12 protein-coding genes are annotated in these 15,961 nt (G+C 72.5%); 6 read left to right on the top strand and 6 right to left on the bottom strand.

The genetic code is table 11. The features are described 5' to 3' along the window. Positions 1 to 28: 28 nt before the first annotated feature. The 3 genes from dop to arc form a co-directional block, all read right to left on the bottom strand. A complete protein-coding gene (dop, locus tag O7625_RS23680) occupies positions 29 to 1,546 on the bottom strand; it encodes a depupylase/deamidase Dop (RefSeq protein ID WP_348773965.1) in 1,518 nt (505 codons plus the stop codon). 58 nt (positions 1,547 to 1,604) lie between these two features. Next, positions 1,605 to 3,674, bottom strand: a complete 2,070-nt coding sequence (locus O7625_RS23685) for a hypothetical protein (RefSeq protein ID WP_282341649.1) — start codon at positions 3,672 to 3,674, stop codon at positions 1,605 to 1,607. Between the two features lie 151 nt (positions 3,675 to 3,825). Next, a complete protein-coding gene (gene arc, locus O7625_RS23690; protein WP_067305659.1) occupies positions 3,826 to 5,607 on the bottom strand; it encodes a proteasome ATPase in 1,782 nt (593 codons plus the stop codon). A gap of 177 nt (positions 5,608 to 5,784) precedes the next feature. On the opposite strand from arc, the gene O7625_RS23695 reads away from it, so the two are divergent. Continuing rightward, positions 5,785 to 6,081 carry a ferredoxin gene (locus O7625_RS23695; RefSeq protein WP_282341651.1) on the top strand — a complete coding sequence of 99 codons (297 nt, stop codon included), beginning with the start codon at positions 5,785 to 5,787 and terminating at the stop codon, positions 6,079 to 6,081. A 146-nt stretch (positions 6,082 to 6,227) separates the two neighbouring features. Here O7625_RS23695 and O7625_RS23700 read toward each other — a convergent pair whose 3' ends face one another. From O7625_RS23700 to O7625_RS23710, 3 genes are all read right to left on the bottom strand, one after another. Then, positions 6,228 to 6,800 (bottom strand): hypothetical protein, encoded by a 573-nt coding sequence (locus O7625_RS23700; protein ID WP_067305666.1) that lies wholly within the window; start codon positions 6,798 to 6,800, stop codon positions 6,228 to 6,230. Positions 6,801 to 6,881: 81 nt separating this feature from the next. After that, the gene (locus tag O7625_RS23705; RefSeq protein ID WP_282347069.1) at positions 6,882 to 7,886 is read right to left on the bottom strand and encodes a tRNA (adenine-N1)-methyltransferase; all 1,005 of its coding nucleotides are present in this window, start codon (positions 7,884 to 7,886) and stop codon (positions 6,882 to 6,884) included. A 65-nt stretch (positions 7,887 to 7,951) separates the two neighbouring features. Further along, positions 7,952 to 9,097, bottom strand: coding sequence for a site-2 protease family protein (locus O7625_RS23710; protein WP_282341654.1), 1,146 nt, complete (start codon positions 9,095 to 9,097; stop codon positions 7,952 to 7,954). A gap of 81 nt (positions 9,098 to 9,178) precedes the next feature. Here O7625_RS23710 and O7625_RS23715 point away from each other — a divergent pair, with 81 nt between their 5' ends. The 5 genes from O7625_RS23715 (at position 9,179) to O7625_RS23735 (ending at position 15,888) form a co-directional block, all read left to right on the top strand. Beyond that, on the top strand, positions 9,179 to 10,090 hold the full coding sequence (locus O7625_RS23715) for a PD-(D/E)XK nuclease family protein (protein ID WP_282341655.1): 912 nt from the start codon (positions 9,179 to 9,181) through the stop codon (positions 10,088 to 10,090). A gap of 183 nt (positions 10,091 to 10,273) precedes the next feature. Beyond that, positions 10,274 to 11,467: a sensor histidine kinase gene (locus O7625_RS23720; RefSeq protein ID WP_282341656.1), complete on the top strand. Its 1,194-nt coding sequence runs from the start codon at positions 10,274 to 10,276 to the stop codon at positions 11,465 to 11,467. After that, complete coding sequence (locus tag O7625_RS23725; protein ID WP_269749287.1) at positions 11,464 to 12,213, top strand: response regulator transcription factor; 750 nt, start codon at positions 11,464 to 11,466, stop codon at positions 12,211 to 12,213. The genes O7625_RS23720 and O7625_RS23725 overlap by 4 nt, the downstream gene beginning before the upstream one ends. 355 nt (positions 12,214 to 12,568) lie before the next feature. Next, positions 12,569 to 13,336, top strand: a complete 768-nt coding sequence (locus tag O7625_RS23730) for an ABC transporter ATP-binding protein (RefSeq protein WP_282341659.1) — start codon at positions 12,569 to 12,571, stop codon at positions 13,334 to 13,336. Next, a complete protein-coding gene (locus O7625_RS23735; protein WP_282341661.1) occupies positions 13,336 to 15,888 on the top strand; it encodes an ABC transporter permease in 2,553 nt (850 codons plus the stop codon). Before O7625_RS23730 ends, O7625_RS23735 begins: the two co-directional genes overlap by 1 nt. The last annotated feature ends 73 nt before the right edge of the window (positions 15,889 to 15,961 follow it).

Genomic DNA, 15,961 nt, shown 5'->3' on the forward strand with positions numbered 1-15,961 from the left:
CACGACGGGCTCACCGGCCCCGGTCGGATCAGCCGCCGGTCAGCGTCTCCAGCAGGTCCTTGGCGGTGTCGCACCGGTCGAACAACGCGCCGACGTGCTTACGGGTGCCCCGCTCCGGCTCCATCATCGGCACCCGGACCAGCGACTCCCGACCCACATCGAAGATCACCGAGTCCCAGCTCGCCGCGACCACCTCGGAGGCGTACTGCGCCAGGCAGCGGCCCCGGAAGTAGGCCCGGGTGTCCTCCGGGGGCTCGGTCATCGCCCGGCGGGTCTGCTCGTCGTCCAGCAGCGTCTTCATCGAGCCCCGGGTCACCAGCCGGTGGTAGAGGCCCTTCTCCGGCCGTACGTCGGAGTACTGGAGGTCGACCAGTTGGAGCTTGTGCGAGCCCCAGCCCAGCTTCTCCCGCTCCCGGTAGCCCTCCAGCAGCCGCAGCTTGGCCACCCAGTCCAGCTCGTCGGCGCAGAGGAACACGTCGCGGCCCAGCCGGTCCAGCACCCGCTCCCAGCGCTCCAGCACGTCCAGGGTCTGCGCGTCGGCGTCCGCGCCGTAGCGCTCGTCCACGAAGGACCGTACCCGCTCGTAGTAGGCCCACTGGAGGTCCAGAGCGGTCAACCGGCGGCCGTCGCGCAGCCGCATCCGGTGCGTCAGCGACGGGTCGTGGCTGACCGCCCGCAACTCGGCGACCGGGTCGGCGATGCCCAGGTCGGCACCGAGCGCCTTCTCCTCGATCATGGTGAGGATCAGCGCCGTGGTGCCCACCTTGAGGTAGGTGGAGATCTCCGACAGGTTGGCGTCGCCGATGATGACGTGCAGCCGACGGTACTTGTCGGCGTCGGCGTGCGGCTCGTCCCGGGTGTTGATGATCGGCCGCTTGAGGGTGGTCTCCAGGCCGACCTCGACCTCGAAGAAGTCCGCCCGCTGGGAGATCTGGAAGCCGCTCTGCCCGCCGTCCTGCCCGATGCCGACCCGACCCGCGCCGCAGACGATCTGCCGGGTCACGAAGAACGGCGTCAGGTACGCCACGATGTCGGCGAACGGGGTCTGCCGGCGCATCAGGTAGTTCTCGTGCGCGCCGTAGCTGGCGCCCTTGTTGTCGGTGTTGTTCTTGTAGAGGTGGATCGGCTGGGTGCCGGGGATGGTGGCCGCCCGCCGGGCCGCCTCGGCCATCACCCGCTCCCCCGCCTTGTCCCACCGCACCACGTCGAGGGGGTTGGTCACCTCGGGGGTGGAGTACTCCGGGTGGGCGTGGTCGACGTAGAGCCGGGCACCGTTGGTGAGTATCACGTTGGCCAGGCCGAGATCCTCGTCGGCGAGCGCCTCCGCCGGATCGTAGGCGGCCCCGGAGTAGGTGAACCCCCGGGCGTCGCGCAGCGGCGACTCCTCCTCGTAGTCCCACCGGGCCCGGCCGCCCCGGTTGAGTTCCGGGCGCGCGCCGTACGCGTTGACCACCTGGGACGAGGTGACCATCGGGTTGGCTCCGGCCTGGCCGGGCACGGAGATCCCGTACTCGACCTCGGTGCCCATGATCCTTCTGACGCTCATCGACCTACCCGCTCCGCTCGCCTCACCCGGTCCGCCGTCATGTCGAGCGTAGTCCGCCTCACCGGGGAAGGGGGCACGCCGCCTCGCCCGGGTCGGGTGTCGCGGTCTCCAGCGTCGGCGGGGGCGGTTCGTCCGAGGGGGCCACGTCGCAGTCCGGGACGGTCAGCGGCACCCAGCTGAGCCGGTGCCGCAGCGCCGGTTCGTCGCGCAGCATCCGGTGCACCCGACGTTCCCCCTTGGGGTCGGAGGTGATGAACCGGATCGGGCCGGCCACCCGCCGGACGATGAGGTCGGTGCGGTCGGGTTCGAGGAACGGCAGGCTGTAGATGCCCGGGTCGGTGGCCGCCGTGGTGCCGTGCAGCGCCGACAGGCACAGCGAGATGAGGTACGACCGCATCGGCCCGCGGTCGATGACCAGGGTGGTGGTGCCCGGCACCTCGGGATAGCGCTGCTGGGCGTCGGCACACACCCAGGCCACTCTGGACGGCAGGGTGAGATCCTGGTGGACCCACTGCTGTGCCCAGGTCTTCTCGTCGACCAGCAGCAGACTGCGGTGCCAGCCGGTGACCCCGCAGAGCGCCACCGCGACCGTCATGGTGAGCACGGCGGCGAGCACCCCCGCCACGGTGCTGCCGGCCCCCCGCCAGGTCAGCGCCGGCCGGGGCACCGGCAGCAGCCGGACCACCGCGGCGGTGCCGACGATGAGCAGCGCGGTGGCCAGGTGGGTGGCCTTGACGAAGTAGTAGCCGGGCTGCACCCCGTCGTTGACGTTGAGCTGGGCGATGGTCAGCGGGAGGGCCGCGCCGACGACGCAGACCAGCAGCCAGCGCCGCCAGGCCGGATCGGCGCGGGCGACCTGGACGAGCAGGGCCACCCCGACGATGCCGCCGAGCCAGATCAGCGCCCGCCACCCCTCGACGGCCTGCGACGAGCCGATGACCAACGCTTCGGTCTGCCCGGCCCGCAGCACGCCGAGCAGCGGGGCGATCAGGGCGAGGGCGGCGCCGGCCAGGCCGACGGTGAGCACGGTGAACCACCGGCGCAGCGCCTCCCGCCAGTGGGTGAGCACCCAGCACAGCACCAGCACGGCGGCGGCCGGCAGGAACAGGTAGTAGGTGAACCCGACGGCGGCGAGCAGGGCGCACAGCAGCACGACCTGCTCCCGGGTGCCCGGGACCGGCCGGGCGACCAGGGTGGCGACCAGCACGGTCAGCGTCAGCCCGAGCACCTCGGTGGGGTAGCCGGCGTTGAGCAGCCGGGGTAGCTGGGTGCCCAGCACCACCGCGCCGACGACCACGGTGAGCACGGTGCGGTGCAGCAGGTGGAGGGGGCCGGACAGCCGCTGGGCGGCCCAGATCAGGGTGAGGGTGAGCAGCCCGAAGCCGGCGATGGTCCAGCCGAAGTAGTGGGCGACCAGGTCGTCGACGCGTGGCGCGGCGGGGGTCAGGAAGCCGTCGAGCAGGGCGGTGATCAGGTGCCAGCCCTGCGGGTAGTAGACGAGCTGCGCGGTGATCTGCTCCCGGGCCGCGGCCGGGTCGACGAAGGTGTAGCCGTCGAGGCGTCCCATCACGTCGAACAGGGCGAGGTGCCGCCAGTTGTCCTCGCCCATGCCGAGGACGGTGAGCCGGTCGGCGAGGTCACCGGCGCGCTGCCAGGGCTGCCGCAGGTAGACCACCATGGCGGCGGCACCGGCCAGCGGGAACAGGTCGGCCCAGCCGGGGCGGGGCAGCCGGGGCGTACGCCGTAGCGCGGCGGCGGCCAGGACCAGCACGGTGAGGGCGACCCCGGTGACCGGCACCGGTCGCATCCCCCACGGCCAGACCGGGAAGAGCAGACCGCCGACGGCGGCCAGGCCGAGCAGCAGCCCGAGGGCGAGCATCAGCCGGTCGAGCAGGGTACGGCCACCGCGCAGCAGGCTCGCCGTGGCGATCAGGACGACCGGGGGGAGCAGCCATTCCCGGTGCAGGGCATGCCCGGCCAGGGGTACGGCCCACGCGGCGACCAGCGCGACGAGCAGGAGCGGAATCCACCGCCAGCGACGGGCCGGCGGGCGCGTCGGGACGGTGGGGGGCGTCTGGTCCACCGCCGGGGACAGCGGCGGATCAACGACGGAGAGCTCGGGCGGCACGCGGTTCCTCGGAGTTGACGACGCGGTCGGGGAAGTCTACCGACGCGTCCGGCGGCACACCCAACGGAAGCGGGGCGGCCCGGTTAACAGTGGGTGACGCAGACGACCGGGCCCGCGACGCGTGGCGTCGCGGACCCGGTCGGTCGACCGGTCAGAGGTACTGACCGGTGTTGCTGGCGGTTTCGATGGAACGGCCGGCCTCGGTGCCCTTGCCGCCGGAGACGAGCGTGCGGATGTAGACGATCCGCTCGCCCTTCTTGCCGGAGATCCGGGCCCAGTCGTCCGGGTTGGTGGTGTTGGGCAGGTCCTCGTTCTCGCGGAACTCGTCGACGCAGGCGTCGAGCAGGTGCTGCAACCGCAGCCCCTTGCGGCCGGAGGTGAGGAACTCCTTGATCGCCATCTTCTTGCCCCGGTCGACGATGTTCTGGATCATCGCGCCGGAGTTGAAGTCCTTGAAGTAGAGGACTTCCTTGTCGCCGTTGGCGTAGGTCACCTCGAGGAAGCGGTTCTCCTCGGTCTCCGAGTACATCCGCAGGACCACCGCGTCGATCATGGCCGCCACGGTGGCCTGGGGCTCGCCGCCGTGCTCGGCCAGGTCGTCGGCGTGCAACGGCAGCCCGGCGAGGATGTACTTGGAGAAGATGTCCTTGGCCGCCTCGGCGTCCGGACGCTCGATCTTGATCTTCACGTCGAGCCGGCCGGGGCGCAGGATGGCCGGATCGATCATGTCCTCCCGGTTGGAGGCGCCGATCACGATGACGTTCTCCAGCCCCTCGACGCCATCGATCTCGCTGAGCAGCTGCGGGACGATGGTGTTCTCCACGTCGGAGGAGACACCGGAGCCACGGGTCCGGAAGATCGAGTCCATCTCGTCGAAGAACACGATGACCGGCGTGCCCTCCCCGGCCTTCTCCCGGGCCCGCTGGAAGATCAGCCGGATGTGCCGCTCGGTCTCGCCGACGTACTTGTTGAGCAGCTCAGGACCCTTGATGTTGAGGAAGAAGCTGGTGTGCCGGTCCTTGCCCAGCCGCTCGGCGATCTTCTTGGCCAACGAGTTGGCCACCGCCTTGGCGATCAGCGTCTTGCCACAGCCCGGCGGACCGTAGAGCAGGATGCCCTTCGGCGGCCGGAGCTGGTGCTCGCGGAACAGGTCGGCGTGCAGGAAGGGCAGCTCCACCGCGTCCCGGATCTGCTCGATCTGCGACTGGAGGCCGCCGATGTCGGTGTAGTCGACGTCGGGCACCTCCTCCAGCACCAGCTCCTCGACCTCGCTCTTCGGGATCCGCTCGTAGGCGTACGCCGAGCGGGGCTCGATCATGAGCGAGTCGCCGGCCCTGATCGCCGAGCCGATCAGGGTGTCGGCCAGGTGGACGATGCGCTCCTCGTCGGAGTGCGAGACCACCAGTGCCCGGTCACCCGGGCTGCCCTCGGGACCAGCGAGGATCTCCTTGAGCATCACCACCTCGCCGACCCGCTCGTAGCCGAACGCGTCGACGATGTTGAGCGCGTCGTTGAGCAGGACCTCCTGGCCACGCCGCAACTCCTCGGCGTCCAGCGAGGGTGAGACGGCGACCCGGAGCTTGCGTCCGCCGGTGAAGATGTCCACCGTGCCGTCGTCGTGCCGCGCGAGGAAGACGCCGTAGCCGGACGGCGGCTGTGCCAGCCGGTCGATCTCCTCCTTGAGCGTCACGATCTGCGCGCGAGCCTCCTTGAGGGTGCTCACGAGCCGGTCGTTGTTCTCGGTGAGCCGCGCCAACTGTGCCTGGGTGGCCGCCAGCCGCTCTTCGAGCTGCCGGACGTGTCGGGGGCTTTCGGTCAACTTGCGCCGCACCAGAGCGAGTTCCTCCTGAAGGAACGCGACCTGCGTGGAGAGATCGTGGGCCTCCTTCTCCCACCGTGCGGCGCGCGAGTCCGCGTCGTCACTGCGTGCCACGTCCCACCTCCCCGGGGGGCTTGAACGTTCTGCCCTAACACTAGCCGCTATGAGGCCGATTCGGTCCCACGCAACGCCCTCGTCACCGAACCTTGATCGCCAAGGGACGCCCGAGGGGCAGGTCCGGCCGTTCGGGTACCGTCGGGGGGTGGGACGGGAGAACATGGGGGGTGCCGGGTGACCGACGTCGCGACCGACCAGTTGCAGGTCTGGGTGGACCAGGATCTCTGCACGGGCGACGGGCTCTGCGTGCAGTACGCGCCGGAGGTCTTCGAGTTCGACGTCGACGGCCTGGCGTACGTCAAGGGCACCGACGGTGAGCTGCGGCTCGCCCCTGGTAGCCGGGTCGACGTGCCGGAACACCTGCGGCTGGAAGTGATCGACTCCGCGAAGGAGTGCCCGGGCGAGTGCATCCACGTGGTGCGCGGCGACGACGGCGTGGAGGTGGCCGGCCCCGAGGCCGAGGAGGGCTGACCGGGCCGGACGGGCCGCGCCCCGGGGCCGACCAAGCACCTCGGCGCGGCGACCGCCCGGGGGTCGATCGTCGGAAAGACGACTCCGCCGGGCAGCGGCGGCCGGGCCGCAACGTGACGACTGTCACTCACGACCCGACCGGCCGGCTACAGCAGCGGACGGCCGACCACCGAGGCGACCAACCGGGCAAACTCCTCCAGCCGGGCGATCTGACCGGCTCCGCCGTCGTCGAGGGTCTTCCCGAAGCGCAGCGCGTCGTGCCGGGGCGCACCCACCATCTCGTCACCGGGCGGGGCCTCGTCCAGCGAGGTGAGCAGCAGGTAGACGTCGATGCTGTCGACCCGTACCTCGCCGTTGTCGGCCCTGGTCAGCCGGCGACGGCAACCGACCTCGGTGACGGTGGAGATCGGCACCACCCGCAGCGAGGAGGTCATCGACCCGGGTGGCCCCTCCCCCGGCGGTACGTCCTCACCGTGCCAGAGCACCAACCGGCTGCCGTCGCAGACCACGACCTCCTGCCACACCCCGTTGACCTCGTTGACGAAGCGCTCCAGGGTGAACCCGAGCACCGACGCCCCGCGCAGCACTCCGCCGAGCGCCTCCAGGGCGATGTCCGGGTCGCGCAGATAGGCACGGGTGGCCGACTCCAGATCCTGGTACGGCGACCAGTCCGGGAACACGGCCGGCAACTCGCCGCCGCCGAAACCCGGCTGACTCATGCCCTCTCCCCAAGGTCGTGCCGTCGGCCCGTCCGTGCCGCCGGAATCCGCCCGTTCACGCCCGGCCGCTCCGATCCGCCGTCACGAGCGGTCCGTCCCGTCCGCCCCGCCGGTGACGACGGCGGCGACGGCCGCCTCGCCGGCGGCGACGGCCGCGCCGTCGGCCCTGCCGGCAGCGGCCGCCTGGGCCGCCGCCTCCCGGGCCGCCGCGGCCTCGCGCAGCGCCTGCTTCCGCTCGGCGTACGCCTCGGCGCCCTTGCTCGGCTTGCGGCGACGCGGCGGCGCGGTGACCCCCGGCGCGAGCTTACGCGCGGAGACCAGGAACGCGGTGTGGGCGATCATCCGGTGGTCGGGCCGGACCGCGAGACCCTCGGCGTGCCAGTCCCGTACCAGCGACTCCCAGGCCCGCGGCTCGGTCCAGCCACCACGCTCGCGCAACGCCTCCACCAGCTCGGACAGCTGCGGGGTGGTCGCCACGTAGCCGATGAACACGCCACCGGGCAGCAGCGCCCGCTCGACCATGTCGAGGGTCTCCCACGGGGTGAGCATGTCCAGGATGATCCGGTCGAACCCGGTCTCCGGGCAGTCGGCGACGTCGCCGACGTGCAGCCGCCAGGCGGGGTGCGGCGCGCCGAAGAACGCCTCCACGTTGCGCCGGGCGATCTGGGCGAAGTCGTCGCGCACCTCGTAGGAGTGCAGCTCGCCACCGGTGCCGACGGCGCGCAGCAGCGAACAGCTCAGCGCTCCGGAACCGGCGCCGGCCTCCAGCACCTTGGCCCCGGGGAAGACGTCACCCATGGCGACGATCTGCGCCGAGTCCTTCGGGTAGATCACCTGCGCGCCGCGCGGCATGGACAGCACGTAGTCCGACAGCAGCGGGCGCAGCGCCAGGAACGCCGTCCCGCCACCGGCGGTGCTGACCACGCTGCCGTCGGGCTGCCCGATCAGCGCGTCGTGGGCCAGGATGCCCCGGTGGGTGTGGAACTCCTTGCCGGGCTCCAGGGTGACGGTGTGCATCCTCCCCTTGGGGTCGGTCAGCTGTACCCGGTCGCCGGGACGGAACGGCCCCCGGTGCACCGGGGGCAGCTCGGCGGTGGTGGCGGACGTCGGTGTGCCGTCGCGGGCCGGAAGGGTGGGGGGATGTGCTGCGGTCACCTGTTCATCTTCCGTGTGGGTTCGAGGACCTGGGCGAGATCCGCGATGTGCAGAACGCCGACGACATCTTCGCCTGCCGTCACCAGGAACCGCGCGCCCGGGTGGGCCTGGACGGTCGCCAGCACCCGCTCGCCGTCGAGATCGTGCGGCAGGGTCGGCAGGGCGGCCAGCGACCGGGCCACCGCGTCCACCGCCAGCCACGGCCGACGATCCGGCGGTACGGCGTCCGCCGCCGCCGGGTCGACCAGGGCGACCGGCCGGCCGGTGCCGTCGACCACGAGGACGGCCGAGTCGGGCGGGCCGTCGACGGCGTGCCGGCGCTGCGCCTCGGCCAGCGGCGTGCCGGTGGGTACGGCGAAGACCGGTCGGGTCAGCCGGGGCAGGTCGATCAGCGGAACCCGGCGGCTGATCCGGGCGTACCGGATCGACTGGCCGGCGCCGCGCCAGAGGGTGACCGCCACCAGCAGCATCAGCGGCAACGCCAGCGGGGCCAGGATCCGCTGCACGGTGAGCAGCACGACCAGGGCGGCGGTGCCGACCGCGACGGCCCGGCCGACCCAGCCGGCGGCCTCGGTGGCCCGGTGCCGGTCCCGGGTGATCCGCCACAGCACGGCGCGCAGCGCCCGGCCGCCGTCCAGGGGCAGGCCGGGCAGCACGTTGAAGACCGCCACGATCACGTTGCTCAGCGCCAGTTGCAGGGCGAGCTGGCGGGCCAGGGTGTGGTCGGGGGTGGCCAGCGTGGCGGCCACGGCGATCCCGCCGAGCACCGCCGACACGGCCGGCCCGGCCAGGGCGACCAGCAGCTCCACCCGGGGGGTGGGGGCGTCCCGCTCCATCTCGGTGTAGCCGCCGAGCAGTTCCAGGGTGATCCCGCGCACACCGATGCCGAACCGGCGGGCGGTCAGCGCGTGCCCCAGCTCGTGCAGCAGGACCGAGCCGAGCAGTGACACCACGAAGCCCAGGCCGATCAGGTATCCGCCGACCGGGGACAGCCCGAGCCGGTCCCGGGCGAACTCGGCGTAGGTGACCGTCACCAGCAGGGTCAGCAGCAGCATCGACACGTTGAGGTGCAGCGGCACCCCGAACACCCGGCCGACGGTCAGGCCGGTACGCCGGCGGGGCGCGGGGGGACGGGACTCCACCGGCCCGATGCTACGCGCCACGCGATCATGCCCGGTGCGGCGAGCGCGGACCTGTCGGACCGGTGACCTAACCTTCGGGGCATGACGGCGGACCCGGTGATCGACCAGCAGCATCCTCCGACGGCGCTGCCCGCCACGGTCCGGGCCTCGCTGTCGCCGTCACGGGCCGCCGACTTCAAGACCTGCCCGCTGCTCTACCGGTTCCGCAGCATCGACCGGCTGCCCGAGCGGCCCAGCGTCGAGCAGGCCCGGGGCACCCTGGTGCACGCGGTGCTGGAGCGGTTGTTCGACCTGCCGGCGGGCGGTCGTACCCCGGACGCGGCCGGTGACCTGGTCGGCCCCCAGTGGGACCGGCTGGTCGCCGGGCAGCCCGAGCTGGCCGGTCTGTTCGACCCGGCCGACGAGGCGGGCACCGCCGGGTTCCTCCGGTCGGCGGCGGCGCTGCTGGAGGGCTACTTCGCGGTGGAGGATCCGCGCCGGCTGGAGCCCGCCGAGCGGGAGAGCCTGATCTCCGCGGTGGTCGACGACGAGCTGCTCATCCGGGGCTATCTCGACCGGCTCGACGTGGCCCCGGACGGGGCGCTGCGGGTGGTCGACTACAAGACCGGCGGCGCCCCGAGGGAGGCGTTCGAGGCACGGGCGCTGTTCCAGTTGAAGTTCTACGCCCTGGTGCTGTGGCGCACCCGGGGTGTGGTGCCCCGGGTGCTGCGCCTGCTCTACCTCAAGGACGCCGAGGTCTGCGACTACTCACCCGACGCCGAGGAGCTGCTCCGCTTCGAGCGCACCGTGGTGGCGCTCTGGCAGGCCATCGAGCAGGCCACCGCCCGGCAGGATTTCCGGCCCCGGCCGAGCCGGCTCTGCGACTGGTGCAGCCACCAGGCGCACTGCCCGGCCTTCGGCGGCACCCCGCCGCCGTTCCCGCAGCGGGCCGCGGCGGCCGACCCACTGCGCGACGCCCGGTCCCGACCGGCCGCCCCGGGCGCCGACGAGTGACGGTCACCAGGGGTGCCGACGGCTGACGGGCCGCCCGTGCCCGACGGGTGGCGGTCACTCCAGGCCCCGACGGGTGACGGCGGCGGCCGCGCCGCGGGGCGGAGGCGGGCTCGTCCGCGAGGAGGAGACCAGGTTCGTCGTCGGCGACGACCTCACGGCCCGGCGGGCGGCTAGCGTCGCGGTATGACCGAGGAACCGGGGCGGTGGTGGGTACGCCGGCCGCTGGCCGGTGACACCCTCTTCGCCGTCGCGCTGGTGGTGCTGGACGCCCTCTTCGTCCTGCTCACCCCGCGCGAGTTCTGGCCCCGGCAGCTGCCGTCCATGCTGGTGTGGAGCGTGCTGTGCGCGGCACCGGTGGCACTGCGCCGGGTCGCCCCGTGGCCGGCGGTGGCCGCCGCGCTGGCCACCCTGACGGTGCCGGCGCTGCTCGGGACCGCTCCGACCACCCAGAGCCTGACGTTCCTGGTGCTGACATACACGATGGCGGTCGGGCGGACGGTGTCGGCGGCGGTCGTCGCCACGGTCCTGCTCTGGACGCCGGTGGCGGCGCTCAACGTGCTCGCTCCGCTGGAGACCGGGCTCGACGTCGGCCCGGCGTACCTGGTGCTCAACAACCTGCTCACCGCGTTGCTCGCCTACGCGGTGGGGCGGGCGGTGCGGTCCCGACGCATCTCGCTGCGGGCGTTGCGGGAGCGGGCCCGGGTGGCCGAGGAGAACCAGCGCTCGCTGGCCGAGCAGGCGGTGGCCGACGAACGGCGGCGGATCGCCCGCGAGCTGCACGACGTGGTGGCCCACCACGTCAGCGTGATGGGGGTGCTGGCCACCGGGGCGCGGCGGGTGCTGCGCCGGGACCTGGCCGCCGCCGACGAGGCGATCACCACCATCGAGGACACCAGCCGGGCCACGCTGCGGGAGCTGCGCCGGTTGCTCGACGTGCTGCGCACCGACGCGGAGCCGGCCGCCGACCTCACCCCGCAGCCCGGTCTGGCCGGCATCGCCATGCTGGTGGACCAGGTACGCGAAGCGGGGCTGCCGGTCGTCCTGAAGGTCGCGGACCCGGTGCCGGTGGTCGAGGAGGGCGTGTCGCTGACCGTCTACCGGATCGTGCAGGAGGCGCTGACCAACGCGCTCAAGCACGCCGGGACGGCCGTCGCCACGGTCCGGCTGGAGGTCGACGCGGGCGGCCTGGTCGTGGAGGTCACCGACACGGGCCGGGGTCCGGCCCCGGGGCCCGAGCGGATCGGGCACGGACTGGTCGGCATGCGGGAACGGGTCGCCCTCTACGGTGGAACCCTGCGGATCGGGCCACGGCCCGGCGGCGGCTTCCGGGTGTACGCGAGAATTCCGGTGGAACCGGTCGGGACGGTCCCGGCATGACGGCGGAACGGGGACAGCAGATGGGCGAGACGCACGGCGGTGCCCCGCCCTTCCCGCGGGACGAGGGGCGGCCCTCGTCGGGACGGCCGGTGCGGGTTCTGCTCGCCGACGACCAGCCGTTGCTGCGTACCGGGTTCCGGATGGTGCTGGGCACCGAGGACGACCTGGACATCGTGGCCGAGGCCGGGGACGGCCAGGAGGCGGTGGAGCTGTCCCGCCGGCTGCTACCCGACGTGGTGCTGATGGACATCCGGATGCCCCGGATGGACGGGGTGGCCGCGACCCGGGCGATCGTCGACGCCCGACTGCCGGTGCGGGTGCTCATCCTCACCACCTTCGACCTCGACGAGTACGTGGTGGGGGCGCTGCGGGCCGGGGCGAGCGGCTTCCTGGCCAAGGACGTCCCGGCCGAGGACCTGGTCACCGCCATCCGGACGGTGGCCGCCGGGGAGGCGGTGGTGGCGCCGCGCATCCTCAGACGGCTGCTCGACCGGTTCGCCACCGCACTGCCCGACCCGGCGGCGACCCCGCCGAAGGCGCTGGGCACGTTGACCGAGCGGGAACGGGAGGTCCTCGTCCAGGTGGCCCGGGGGCTGTCCAACGCGGAGATCGCCGCCGCGCTGTCGGTCAGCGAGACGACCATCAAGACCCACGTCGGGCACGTGCTGACCAAGCTGCGGCTGCGCGACCGGGTGCAGGCGGTGGTGCTGGCGTACGAGTCGGGGCTGGTCCGCCCCAAGGCGTAGCCGGGTGGTGCCGGGTCCACCGCAGGGCGTACCCGGAGTAGGGACGGCGGGGCGACGACGGCGTTGCCGTGCTCACCTACCGTGACGAAAGACGGCGCGGCGCGGTTGACCATGACGGAACGTCAGGTCCTAGCGTCGACGCCGACGTCCCGCCGGCCGGTGGGGCGTAGCGCGGTCGACCGTCGACTCAGGGGCAACCCTGAGGCGGTCTCCGGGCCGACCCGCAGCGGTAAATCCGCCTCGGGTCCGCCCGTGGTCGGACGGATACCCGCCGACCGGCACCGAGGATGGGACCAACCCCACCGGCCAGCGGGGGCGGTGGGGACGACACAGCCAGACGGAAGAGGTAGATGACGTGACCGTGACGGTAGGCCGGCAATCGCCGGCCGCGGCCCGGGCGAACGACGTGTGGAAGGTCTACGGCAGCGGCGAGGCGCAGGTCGCCGCGCTGCGCGGGGTCAGCGTCGAGTTCGAGCGGGGCAGGTTCACCGCGATCATGGGCCCGTCGGGCTCGGGCAAGTCGACGTTGATGCACTGCCTGGCCGGGCTGGACTCGGTGAGCAAGGGCACCGTGCAGATCGGCGACACCACGGTGACCGGGCTGGGCGACTCGGGCCTGACGAAGCTGCGTCGGGACAAGGTGGGTTTCATCTTCCAGCAGTTCAACCTGCTGCCCACGCTCACCGCCCAGGAGAACATCCTGCTGCCGATGTCGATCGCCGGCCGCAAGCCCGATCCGGCCTGGTTCGACACGGTGATCGACACGGTGGGCCTGCGGGACCGGCTGGGACACCGGCCCTCGCAGCTCTCCGGCGGCCAGCAGCAGCGGGTCGCCTGCGCGCGGGCGCTGGTCGCCCGCCCTGAGGTGATCTTCGCCGACGAGCCGACCGGCAACCTGGACTCCCGCTCCGGCGCGGAGGTGCTCCACTTCCTGCGCAACTCGGTACGCGAGCACGGCCAGACCATCGTGATGGTCACCCACGACCCGACCGCCGCCGCCTACGCCGACCGGGTGGTCTTCCTGGCCGACGGGCAGATCGTCTCGGAGCTGATCGAGCCGACCGCCGACACGGTGCTGGACACCATGAAGAAGCTGGACACCCCGGTCGAGGTGGCCGGCTGATGTTGCGGGCCACCCTCAAGAGTCTGCTGGCGCGCAAGGTGCGCCTGCTGCTGTCCGGCCTTGCCGTGGTGCTGGGCGTCATGTTCGTCTCGGGGGCGTTCGTGCTCACCGACACGCTGGGCCGCTCGTTCGACGCGGTCTTCGCCGACGCGTACGAGGGTGTCGACGTCAACGTCGCCGGCAAGCCCAAGGTGGCGCTCAGCGAGATGCAGGGTGAGCAGGTGCCCGCGACCGTGCCGGCGGCGACGGTGCAGCGGATCGACGCGGTCGCCGGGGTCGCCGGGGCCACCGGCGTGGTCACCACCGACGGCGCCCAGCTGATCGGCAGCAACGGCAAGGTGGTCACCTCGTTCGGGCCGCCGCAGCTCGGGTCGAACTGGCAGGGCGAGAGCGACCTGGTGAAGCTGCGCGAGGGGCACGAGCCCCGGGCGGACGGCGAGATCGTCGTCAACGCGGCGCTGGCCAAGGCGGGCAAGGTGAAGGTCGGCGACCGGGTCGGGGTGCTGACCCCGCTGGCGCCGAAGCAGACCTTCACCCTGGTCGGGATCTTCGGTTACAGCGGTGACCGGGACTCGATCGGCGGGGTCAACGAGGTCGCCTTCACCACGCCGGTGGCGCAGCGGCTGCTGCTCGGCGAGCGGGACGTCTTCACCAACGTCACGGTCCGGGCGGCCGACGGGGTCAGCGACGCCGCGTTGCGCGACGACCTGGCCCGCACGCTCGGCGACGGCTTCGAGGTCAAGACCGGCGCGCAGTTGTCGGCGGACGCCTCGGCGAGCCTGAAGGAGGGGCTGTCCTTCTTCAACAAGATCCTGCTCGGGTTCGCCGCCGTCGCGCTGCTGGTGGGCACGTTCCTCATCCTCAACACCTTCTCGATCATCGTGGCCCAGCGGACCCGGGAGCTGGCGTTGATGCGGGCGATCGGGGCCAGCGGCCGGCAGATCATCGGTTCGGTGGTGCTGGAGGCGGTGGCGATCGGACTGATCGCCTCGGTGCTGGGGCTGGGCGCCGGCATCGGCATCGGCGCGCTGCTGGCGTACGTCTTCGGCAACCTGGCCGGTGGGTTGACGCTGGCCGGGATCGGGGTGCCGGCCTCGGCGGTGGTCGGCTCGTTCGCGGTCGGCCTGGTGATCACGGTGGTGGCGGCGCTGTTGCCGGCGCTGCGGGCGGCGCGCATCCCGCCGATCGCGGCGATGCAGGACGTGGCCAACCCGGACCGGCCGTTGACCCGGGTGACCGTGACCGGCGGGGTGGTCACCGGGATCGGGGCGGTGCTGTTGTTCCTCGGGCTCAGCGGCAACGCCGGGGACAACACGCTGCCGGTCATCCTGGGCGGGGTGCTGTTCGCCTTCATCGGGGTGGCGCTGCTGACCCCGCTGATCAGCCGCCCGGTGGTGTCCCTGCTGGGGGCGGTCTTCGCCTGGTCGGTGCCGGGCAAGCTGGGCCGGCTCAACTCCGGCCGCAACCCGCGCCGGACGGCGATCACCGCGGCGGCGCTGATGGTCGGCATCGCCCTGGTGACCGGGGTGACGGTGATCCTGGACTCGGCGAAGGGCAGCATCGGCGCGCTGGCCCAGGACACCATCAAGGCCGAGCTGGTGATCTCCGGGGCGTCGACCGGTCCGCGTCCGGCGAGCTTCGACCCGGCGGTGCTGACGAAGGTCGCCGCGCTGCCCGGGGTGCAGCTGGCCGACGGCGAGTACGGCGACATGGGCATGGTCGACGGGAAGGTCACCTGGCTGGCCGCGTCCAGCGACGTGACCGCCTTGCAGCGGATCTTCGGGGCCAAGACGACCGCCGGTGACATCAGCCGGCTCGGCCCGGACCAGATGCTGTTCAGCTCGGACGCCGCGGAGTCCCGCAACATCTCCGTCGGGTCGCGGGTGACCGTGCAGGCCTCCCGGGGTGAGCCGCGCACCTACACGGTCAGCGGCATCTACGAGAGCTCCGAGCTGACCAGCCCGGTGCAGCTGCCGCCGCAGGCGGTGCAGGACTTCGCCATCCCGAAGCCCAACCAGGGGTTCATCCAGCTGGCTCCGGGCACCCCGGTGGCGGAGGTGCAGCCGCAGGTGGAGGCCCTGCTCGCCGACAGCCCGGAGGTGTCGGTGGCCGACCGGGACGCGTTCATCGCGCAGCAGACGGGTTCCCTGGACAGCCTGCTCACCATGATCCAGATCCTGCTGGCGCTGGCGATCGTGATCGCGGTGCTCGGCATCGTCAACACCCTGGCCCTGTCGGTGCTGGAGCGGACCCGTGAGCTGGGTCTGCTGCGGGCGATCGGGCTGCGCCGGGCACAGACCATGCGGATGATCACCGTGGAGGCGGTGGTGATCTCGGTCTTCGGGGCGCTGCTCGGGATCGTGGTGGGCGTCGGCCTCGGGGCCGCGGTGGTCCGGGCGCTCAAGGACGACGGCATCACCGACCTGATCCTCCCGTGGGGTCAGATGGGGCTGTTCCTGCTGCTGGCGGCCGTCATCGGGGTGGTGGCGGCGGTGCTGCCGGCGATCCGGGCCGCCCGGATCAACGTGCTGGGCGCGATCGCGCACGACTGACCCGCTACGCCACGAGGGGGGTTCCGCCGGTCGGCGGGATCCCCCTCGTCGTCACCGCGCCGACCGTTCGGGC

The organism is Micromonospora sp. WMMD714 (genome assembly GCF_029581315.1).
Lineage (GTDB): Bacteria > Actinomycetota > Actinomycetes > Mycobacteriales > Micromonosporaceae > Micromonospora > Micromonospora rifamycinica.

What these genes read in the sequence shown, in the direction of transcription:
- O7625_RS23735 (WP_282341661.1), top strand. Translation starts at nt 13,336, where the DNA reads ATGTTGCGGGCCACCCTCAAGAGTCTGCTGGCGCGCAAGGTGCGCCTG.
- O7625_RS23715 (WP_282341655.1), top strand. Translation starts at nt 9,179, where the DNA reads ATGACGGCGGACCCGGTGATCGACCAGCAGCATCCTCCGACGGCGCTG.
- O7625_RS23700 (WP_067305666.1), bottom strand. Translation starts at nt 6,800, where the DNA reads ATGAGTCAGCCGGGTTTCGGCGGCGGCGAGTTGCCGGCCGTGTTCCCG.
- O7625_RS23725 (WP_269749287.1), top strand. Translation starts at nt 11,464, where the DNA reads ATGACGGCGGAACGGGGACAGCAGATGGGCGAGACGCACGGCGGTGCC.
- O7625_RS23720 (WP_282341656.1), top strand. Translation starts at nt 10,274, where the DNA reads ATGACCGAGGAACCGGGGCGGTGGTGGGTACGCCGGCCGCTGGCCGGT.
- dop (WP_348773965.1), bottom strand. Translation starts at nt 1,546, where the DNA reads ATGAGCGTCAGAAGGATCATGGGCACCGAGGTCGAGTACGGGATCTCC.